We start from the raw sequence: 8,195 nt of genomic DNA on the forward strand, positions 1-8,195 counted from the left end.
CTGAACCGGGGGTCGCTGAGGACGGCCCGGGCGTCCTCGTGCCGGGACCAGCCAGGGGCGGAGGTCGCCCCACAGCTGATCCGGGTCACGGGGATCGGTGGTCAGGGGGAGGTGGTCAGGGGGAGGTGAGGCCGGCCAGGGCGAGGAGGAGGTCCTTGACCTCGGTGGCGTCGATCTCGCCCCGGGCCAGGTCGGGCCGCGAGCACAGCAGGACGGGGCTGTCCTGCGGGTCCTGCGGCAGCCGGCCGTGGCTGCCGCGCACGCCGGAGGGGTCCAAGGGGACCGTTCTGATCCGGTAACGCAGGCCGGCCTTCTTGCGGGCGACCTGGCCGATGGCGCGGGCCTTCACGCCGGGCACGGTGGGGTCGTAGAGGAGTTCGGCCGGGTCGTAGCCGGGCTTGCGGTGGATCTCGACCTGACGGGCGAAGTCCGGGGCACGGTCGTCGTCGAGCCAGTAGTAGTAGGTGAACCAGGCGTCCGGCTCCGCGATGGCGACCAGTTCCCCGGAGCGTTCGTGGTCCAGGCCGTTCGCCGCCTTGCCCGCCGCGTCCAACACCTCCTCCACGCCGTCCAGTTCGGACACGATCTTCGCGACCCGTTCGAGGTCCGCCGGATCCCGCACGTACACGTGGGCGACCTGGTGGTCGGCGACGGCGAAGGCACGGGAGGTCCAGGGGTCGAGGTACTCCATGCCGTCCTGCGTGTGGACTTCGAGCAGCCCGGCCCGGCGCAGCGCGCGGTTGACGTCGACCGGCTTGGAGGCGGGCGCGATGCCGTACTCGCTCAGGATCACGACCGTGGCGTCCTCCCTGCGGAAGTGGTCGAGCAGCGGGCGCAGCGCGTCGTCGAGCCGCTTCGCCTCGCGGGCGGACTGCGCCGAGTCCGGACCGGACCGCTGGGGTTCGTAGTCCAGGTGCGGTACGTAGACCAGGGTGAGGTCGGGGCTGTGCTCGTCGAAGATCTGGCGGGCGGCGGCCAGGATCCACTGGCTGGAGGGCATCCCGGCGCTGGGTCCCCAGTAGGTGAACAGCGGGAACGGGCCGAGCCGGTCCGTGAGTCGGTCGTGCAGGGCGGGCGGCCAGGTGTAGCAGTCGGGTTCCTTGCGGCCGTCGGAGTAGTAGACCGGGCGCGGGGTCACGGTGAAGTCGACGTCGGCTCCCATGGCGTACCACCAGCAGACGTTGGCGACCTTGTAGTCGGGGTCGGTCCGGCGCGCCGTGTCCCACAGCTTCTCACCGCCGACCAGCGCGTTGTGCTGCCGCCACAGCAGGACTTCGCCCAGGTCGCGGAAGTACCAGCCGTTGCCGACGATGCCGTGCTCGGTGGGCGGGACGCCGGTGAGGAGGGTGGACTGCACCGAGCAGGTCACGGCGGGCAGCACGGGGTTGAGCCGGGCCTGGAAGCCCTGCGCGGCGACGGCCGAGACGGCGGGCATGTGGCGCAGCATGCGGGGGGTGAGGCCGACGATGTCGAGGACGACCAGTCTCGTCACGAGACAGGCTCCTTTCTCGGAGGTTCGGTGCTGGTGGGCGTGGTCGGTGCGGCGGGCGTGGTCGGTGCTGGTGGGCGTGGTCGGTGCGGCGGGCCTGGTGGGTGCGGTGGGTTCATGGGGCAGGCCGAGCTCCTCGAACCGGACGCGGGTCCAGGCCGGTTCGGCGGCCAGGCCCGCGACGAGCCCCTCCCGGTCGTGCGGCCGCACGCGTTCGGGGAGGACCGACCAGGTGTAGGTCTCGACCCCGACGTGGTCACAGACTGCCCTCGAATCGCCGAGCGACTCCCCCGGCGCGGTGGCCAGTTCGGGTGCCGTGGTGCGCAACGGCGGTGAGCTGTCGGTCGAGGACGTGGGCGATGTGTGGGTCCACCGCGCATACCTCCTGTTCGGCCGCGCATACGACAACAGCCGTACGGGGGTGGGGGTGGGGGTGTTGGGTTGGCCGTGCGAAGGGCTGGTGGCGCAAAGGGGTTGGCGGTGCGCAGGGGTTGGCGGTGCCTGACGCGGCGGTGGAACGCCGTGGCGTCAGAAGGGCTCGGCCGCCTTGAGGAACTCCAGCGAGCGGCGGGCGACTTCGGGGGCGTCCAGCGCCGCGCCCTGGATCTCCACGGAGACCGGCCCCCGGTACCCGGAGTCCTTGAGGGCGGCCAGCACGGGCGGGAAGTCGATCTCGCCCGTGCCGAGTTCGAGGTGCTGGTGGACGCCTCGCCGCATGTCCTCGATCTGCACGTTCACCAGGTGTGGGGCGGCCAGTGCGACACAGTCGAGCAGCGGGAGGTCGTCGACGCAGTGGGCGTGGCCGATGTCGAGCGTGACGCCGAACCCTTCGGGGTCGCCGAGCCGGCCGCGCAGCTCCAGGACGCGTTCCACGGTGTCGACGAACATGTACGGCTCGGGCTCGAAGCCGAGGGCCACACCGTTGGCGCGGGCCAGGTCCAGAACCTCTTCGCAGCCCGTGGCCAGCCGCTTCCAGGCCTCGTCCGCCGACACGCCCTGCGGGGCCGGGCCGCTGCACAGGTGGACGGCCGGGGCGCCCAGCTCGGCCGCGATGCGCACGGCGCGGGCCAGCAGGTCGACGCGCCGCTCGGCCCCGGGGGCCGACATCAGGGTGGGGAGGTGCTTGTGCCACGGGTCCAGCAAGTAGGGCGCGCCGGTCTCGACCACGACCGCCAGCCCCAGCTGCTCCAACCGTCTTGCGAGAGCGGCGACTCGGCGCGGCAGGTCCGGGGCGAACGGGTCGAGGTGACCGTGGTCGAGGGTGAGCCCGACCGAGTCGTACCCGAGGTCGGCGAGCACGGTCAGCGCGTCGTCGAGCCGGTGATGGGTGAACCCGTTGGTCCCGAACCCGAACCGAAGCCCACCGGCGGGACGGGGACCCACGTCACCCGTACTCACGCCACCACTACACACGTCACCACTGCTCACGCCACCACTACACACGCCACCGCTACCCGCCTCACCGACGTCGGCCCCACCCGCATACGCACCGCCCGAGCCCGTGCTCATGTGGGCGAAACCTTCCGGGCGAGGCGGCGTGCCAGTGGGTGGGCCACGGCCAGGATTGCGGCCAGGGCCGCGCCCCCGCCGCCCGCGGTGAGCGACGCCTGAAGGGGCATCAGCGACAGGATCCCGGTGCCGACGGCGCCGCGGACGTTGTCCGCGGAGGGCTCCCGCGCCGCCCGCGCCTGCGCGCTCCCGTAGGTGGCGAGGTAACCGAGCGCGCCGGCGGCGGCGCCGATCCGAGCGGCGGGACCGCGCCGTCTCCAGGTGGGAAGTGCCGCGGCGGCCAGGGCGGTTGCGGTACTGCCGGCCAGCGTGGCGACCGGCACGGTGCGCGGCGCTCCGGACACCTCGTGAAGGCTCAGCGCCATGACCGTGCAGGTGTGCGCGCCGACCAGCAACGCCGCCGGCAGCGCGGCCGCCCGGCGGCCGGGGTCCGCTCCGGCCAGCACGTTCAGCGCCCGGGCTCCCGCCATGGCCGCGGGCCCGGCCGGGGTGGACTTCAGGCCCAGGTCGTACGCCCAGACCAGCCCGGTCAGCGGGAGTGCCACCCCTAGTGCCCGCCGCCCGCCGCCCAGAGCGGCGAGGCCGAGGCCCGCCGCGGTGAGCCCGCACGCGGTGGTGAGCGCGGTGCGGCGGGCAACTCGCCCGGAGGGTATGGGTCGTCCGGGTCGCTCCACCGCGTCGACGGTGGCGTCCGCGTAGTCGTTGAGCGCCATTCCCGCCCAGTAGAGGGCGACGGAGGAAGCCATCGTGGCGACGATGCGGGGCCGGGGCGTTCCGGCGCTCGCGACCGCGCCGGCGAGGACGTCACCGGGCACGCTCAATGCTGCCGGCATGCGGATCAGCTGCGCCAGATCGGCAAGGCGTGGGGGAGAACGGAAATCGTTCGTGCCATGCATGATCGGACTACTTCCAACATTTTGACTCTCATATGCCTCCCCCTGATCACTTCTGTGAAGAAGCCGCGTGTGCGCCCTATCGAACACGCACGCGTCCGGGCCCTCTTGTTCAGCCTGGACCGACCCCCTAGCCTCATTTTGTGCCGCAAATAAACAAAACCCGAACGCACAACGTCGTGCCGGGCTACGGCAACGATCTGACCCGCCTCCGTATCGCCCTGACCACGTTCTTCGCCCTCGACGGCTTCATCTTCGCCGGATGGGTCGTGCGCATCCCGGCCGTCAAGCACCAGACCGGCGCCTCCCCCAGCACGCTCGGACTCGCGCTCCTCGGTGTCTCCGCGGGCGCGGTGATCACGATGATGTTCACCGGACGCCTCTGCCACCGCTACGGCAGCCCCCCGGTCACCGTGGTCTGCGCGGTCCTGCTCTCCCTCACCGTCACCCTCCCCCCGCTCACCCACTCCGTGGCCGCGCTCGGCGCCGTCCTGCTGCTGTTCGGGGCGGCTTACGGCAGCATCAACGTGGCGTTCAACAGCGCCGCCGTGGATCTGGTCGCGGCGCTGCGCAGGCCGATCATGCCCACCTTCCACGCGGCCTTCAGCCTGGGCGGCATGCTCGGCGCCGGGCTCGGCGGGCTCGTCGCGGGCTCCCTGTCGCCGACCCGCCATCTGCTGGCCCTCGGAATCGTCGGCCTGCTCGTCACCGCGCTCACGGCACCCACACTGCTCCGACACGAGGCGCCCCGACCGCCGGAACCCACCACCGACACGCGGCCCGCGGACGGGGTCCCGTCGCCCGCGAAGGCGGACCCGCGCCACCCGACCACCCGCACCCCCGCCCGCACGCGCCGACTCGTCGTCGTGTTCGGACTCATCGCCCTGTGCACCGCCTACGGCGAGGGAGCCCTCGCCGACTGGGGCGCTCTGCACCTGGAACAGGACCTGGGCGCCTCCGCCGGGGTCGCCGCGGCCGGGTACTCCTGCTTCGCCCTCGCCATGACCATCGGCCGCCTCACCGGCACCACCCTTCTCGAACGGCTCGGCCGCACCCGCACGGTGGTGGCCGGGGGCACGGTCGCCGCGGCCGGGATGCTGCTCGGCTCCCTCGCTCCCGCCCTCTGGGCGGCGCTGGTCGGCTACTGCATCGCGGGCCTCGGCCTGGCCAACCTCTTCCCGGTCGCCGTCGAGCGCGCCGGGGCGCTGGCCGGCCCGAGCGGAGTCGCCATCGCCTCGACGCTCGGCTACGGGGGCATGCTCCTGGGCCCGCCCGCGATCGGCTTCATGGCCGACTGGTTCTCCCTTCCGACAGCTCTCACCAGCGTGGCGCTGCTGGCCGCGGCAGCCGCGGCGATCGGCCTCACCACGCGCCGGGCGACGTTCGGCTGAACCGCGTCGCCGCTCCCCTCGGCCGCACTCCATCCGGCAGACTCCCCCACATGGAGACTGCCGAGTTCATCAGCGTCCTGGACCGGGAGGGCCGCGCGCTGGCCGCCGCCGCGGCGCAGGCGGGCCCCGACGCGAAGGTGCCGACCTGCCCCGACTGGCAGGTCAGGGACCTGCTGCGGCACACGGGCGCGGTGCACCGCTGGGCCGCGTCGTTCGTGGCCGAGGGAGGCCTTGCGTTCCATCCTCTCGCCGAGCGGCCGGACCTCGACGGCGACCCGCTCCTCGACTGGTACCGCGAGGGGCACGGCCGACTCGTCGACACCCTGTCCGCCGCCTCGCCCGACCTGCGCTGCTGGCACTTCCTGCCCGCGCCGTCGCCGCTCGCGTTCTGGGCCCGGCGACAGGCGCACGAGACGGCCGTGCACCGCGTCGACGCCGAGTCGGCCCGTGGCCGAGGACCCGAGGAGATCGCCCGGGACCTCGCCGTCGACTTCGCCGCGGACGGCGTCGACGAACTGCTGCGCGGCTTCCACGCGCGCGACAGGAGCAGGGTGCGCACCGAGGAGCCCCGGGTCCTGCGGGTACGGGCGACGGACACGGCCGACGCCGTCTGGACCGTACGCCTGTCGCCGGAACCGGCCGTGACGGAGCGGACCGCGCAAGGGGACGCCGACTGCGAGGTGTCCGGACCGGCGGCGCAGCTCTACCTGTCGTTGTGGAACCGGCTGCCGCTCCCCGCCGCGACCGGGGACGCCGCGCTGGCCGCACTGTGGCGGGAGACGTCCGCCGTCTGACCGACCGTCTCCCGGGGTCAGTCCGTCAGCATCCGGGTCAACACCGCGCGCTGCACCGGCCGTACGTCGCCGTGCAGCACGCGCCCTTTCCGGGTCAGCGCCACCCGCACGCCCCGCCGGTCCTCCGCGCAGAGGCCGCGCTCGACCAGACCGTCCTTCTCCAGCCGGGCGATGAGCCGCGACAGCGCGCTCTGGCTGAGATGGACCCGTTCGGCGATCTCCTGGACGCGGTAGCTGCACGAGCCGTCCGGCGCGCCTGATTCGGCGAGGACGTCGAGCACCTCGAAGTCGCTGGCGCACAGGCCGTGTTGATGCAGCGCCCGGTCGAGTTCGCACTGGGTGCGCGCGTGCAGCGCGAGCATGTCCCGCCACTGCTCGACGAGCGCCTGCTCGGCCTCCCCCTCGGCCTCTGTCCCGCCCGTCTCCGCCGCCATGGGGCGCACCGTAGCAGAGTACGGAAATTATTGCATCGGAATTAAATGCGCTTGCATTCGATGCATGCACATGTACTGTTCTGCGACATGACCTCTCCGCTCCCCTCCCCCGCGTCCCCACCCACCGAGGGCCGCTGGACATCCCGGCTGTGGGGCACCCTGCTGGTGCTGTGCGCCGCGATGTTCCTGGACGCGCTGGACGTGTCGATGGTCGGCGTCGCCCTGCCGTCCATAGGCTCCGACCTCGACCTTTCCACCTCGACCCTGCAATGGGTCGTCAGCGGCTACATCCTGGGCTACGGCGGCCTGCTCCTCCTCGGCGGCCGCGCGGCCGACCTGCTGGGCCGCCGCCAGGTCTTCCTGATCGCCCTGGGCGTCTTCGCGCTGGCCTCCGTGCTCGGCGGCCTCGTCGACTCGGGTCCGCTGCTCATCGCGAGCCGGTTCATCAAGGGCCTCAGCGCGGCCTTCACGGCCCCGGCGGGGCTGTCCATCATCACGACGACGTTCCCGGAGGGCCCGCTGCGCAACCGCGCGCTGGCCATCTACACCACCTGCGCCGCGACCGGCTTCTCGATGGGCCTGGTCCTCTCCGGCCTGCTCACGGAGGCCAGTTGGCGCCTCACCATGCTGCTGCCCGCGCCGATCGCCCTGATCGCGCTGGCGGCGGGCCTGAAGCTGCTGCCGCGCAGCGAACGGGAGAAGGACCACAACGGCTACGACGTCCCCGGCGCCGTCCTCGGCACCGCGTCGATGCTGCTGCTGGTCTTCACGGTGGTGCAGGCCCCGGAGGCCGGCTGGACCTCCGCCCGCACCCTGCTGTCCTTCCTGGCCGTCGCCGTCCTGCTCACCGTCTTCGTCCTCGTCGAACTCCGCTCCGCGGGCCCGCTGATCAGGCTCGGCGTGCTGCGGTCCGGCGGCCAGATCCGCGCCCAGCTCGGCGCCATGACCTTCTTCGGCTCGTACATCGGCTTCCAGTTCCTGGCCACCCTGTACATGCAGACGCTGCTCGGCTGGTCCGCGCTGCACACCGCGCTCGCCTTCCTGCCGGCCGGCGCGCTGGTGGCCGTGTCCTCGACCAAGGTGGGCTCGATCGTGGACCGGTTCGGCACCCCGCGCCTGATCGCGGTGGGCTTCGCGTTCATGGTCGCCGGGTACGCGCTGTTCCTGCGCGTCGATCTCGACCCGGTCTACGCCGCCGTCATCCTGCCGTCGATGCTGCTGATCGGCGCGGCCTGCGCGCTGGTCTTCCCCTCGCTCAACATCCAGGCCACCAACGGCGTGCCGGACCACGAGCAGGGCATGGTCTCCGGCCTGCTCAACACGTCGGTGCAGGTGGGCGGCGCGATCTTCCTGGCGGTGGTCACCGCCGTGGTGACCGCGGGCGCGCCCGCCGACGCCACCCCGCAGGCCGTCCTCGACAGCTACCGCCCCGGGCTGACGGTGGTGACGCTGATCGCCGCCGCGGGCCTGCTCATCACCCTCCCGGGCCTGCGCACCCGGCGCGACCGGGGCTCGGTCGTCGTCGCCAAGTCCACCGTGACGGAGGCGGAGGCGGAGACGGAGGCGGAGACGGCGGGGGCGGGGGTTCGCGACTAGGGGGCTTCTGATGGATCTCCGTGGGAGAAGGAGCGGCGTTCGGTGCGTGCTCTCGGTGTGCCGGGCGAGAGTCCTCGTAGCGGAGCTAC

At 72.6% G+C, this 8,195-nt stretch carries 7 protein-coding genes; 3 read left to right on the top strand and 4 right to left on the bottom strand.

The features are described from left to right. Positions 1-115: 115 nt before the first annotated feature. From AB0J04_RS29770 to AB0J04_RS29780, 3 genes are all read right to left on the bottom strand, one after another. Complete coding sequence (locus tag AB0J04_RS29770) at positions 116-1,492, bottom strand: nucleotide pyrophosphatase/phosphodiesterase family protein (RefSeq protein WP_363171667.1); 1,377 nt, start codon at positions 1,490-1,492, stop codon at positions 116-118. 525 nt (positions 1,493-2,017) lie between these two features. Next, complete coding sequence (locus AB0J04_RS29775) at positions 2,018-2,887, bottom strand: sugar phosphate isomerase/epimerase family protein (protein WP_363171658.1); 870 nt, start codon at positions 2,885-2,887, stop codon at positions 2,018-2,020. Between the two features lie 107 nt (positions 2,888-2,994). After that, the gene (locus AB0J04_RS29780) at positions 2,995-3,894 is read right to left on the bottom strand and encodes an SCO3242 family prenyltransferase (protein ID WP_363171659.1); all 900 of its coding nucleotides are present in this window, start codon (positions 3,892-3,894) and stop codon (positions 2,995-2,997) included. Positions 3,895-4,070: 176 nt separating this feature from the next. On the opposite strand from AB0J04_RS29780, the gene AB0J04_RS29785 reads away from it, so the two are divergent. Both AB0J04_RS29785 and AB0J04_RS29790 read left to right on the top strand, forming a co-directional pair. Then, positions 4,071-5,282, top strand: a complete 1,212-nt coding sequence (locus AB0J04_RS29785; protein ID WP_363171660.1) for an MFS transporter — start codon at positions 4,071-4,073, stop codon at positions 5,280-5,282. A 50-nt stretch (positions 5,283-5,332) separates the two neighbouring features. Beyond that, the gene (locus AB0J04_RS29790; protein ID WP_363171661.1) at positions 5,333-6,076 is read left to right on the top strand and encodes a maleylpyruvate isomerase family mycothiol-dependent enzyme; all 744 of its coding nucleotides are present in this window, start codon (positions 5,333-5,335) and stop codon (positions 6,074-6,076) included. A gap of 17 nt (positions 6,077-6,093) precedes the next feature. On the opposite strand, the gene AB0J04_RS29795 is transcribed toward AB0J04_RS29790, so the two are convergent. Beyond that, positions 6,094-6,510, bottom strand: coding sequence for a MarR family transcriptional regulator (locus AB0J04_RS29795; protein WP_363171662.1), 417 nt, complete (start codon positions 6,508-6,510; stop codon positions 6,094-6,096). 87 nt (positions 6,511-6,597) lie between these two features. Here AB0J04_RS29795 and AB0J04_RS29800 point away from each other — a divergent pair, with 87 nt between their 5' ends. Then, complete coding sequence (locus tag AB0J04_RS29800; RefSeq protein WP_363171663.1) at positions 6,598-8,106, top strand: MFS transporter; 1,509 nt, start codon at positions 6,598-6,600, stop codon at positions 8,104-8,106. The last annotated feature ends 89 nt before the right edge of the window (positions 8,107-8,195 follow it).

This window comes from Streptomyces sp. NPDC050263, from assembly GCF_040655955.1.
GTDB lineage: Bacteria > Actinomycetota > Actinomycetes > Streptomycetales > Streptomycetaceae > Streptomyces.

Bases quoted from the DNA above. Each gene is read 5' to 3' on its own strand.
- AB0J04_RS29800 (WP_363171663.1), top strand. From the start codon at position 6,598: ATGACCTCTCCGCTCCCCTCCCCCGCGTCCCCACCCACCGAGGGCCGC.
- AB0J04_RS29790 (WP_363171661.1), top strand. From the start codon at position 5,333: ATGGAGACTGCCGAGTTCATCAGCGTCCTGGACCGGGAGGGCCGCGCG.
- AB0J04_RS29795 (WP_363171662.1), bottom strand. From the start codon at position 6,510: ATGGCGGCGGAGACGGGCGGGACAGAGGCCGAGGGGGAGGCCGAGCAG.
- AB0J04_RS29780 (WP_363171659.1), bottom strand. From the start codon at position 3,894: ATGCATGGCACGAACGATTTCCGTTCTCCCCCACGCCTTGCCGATCTG.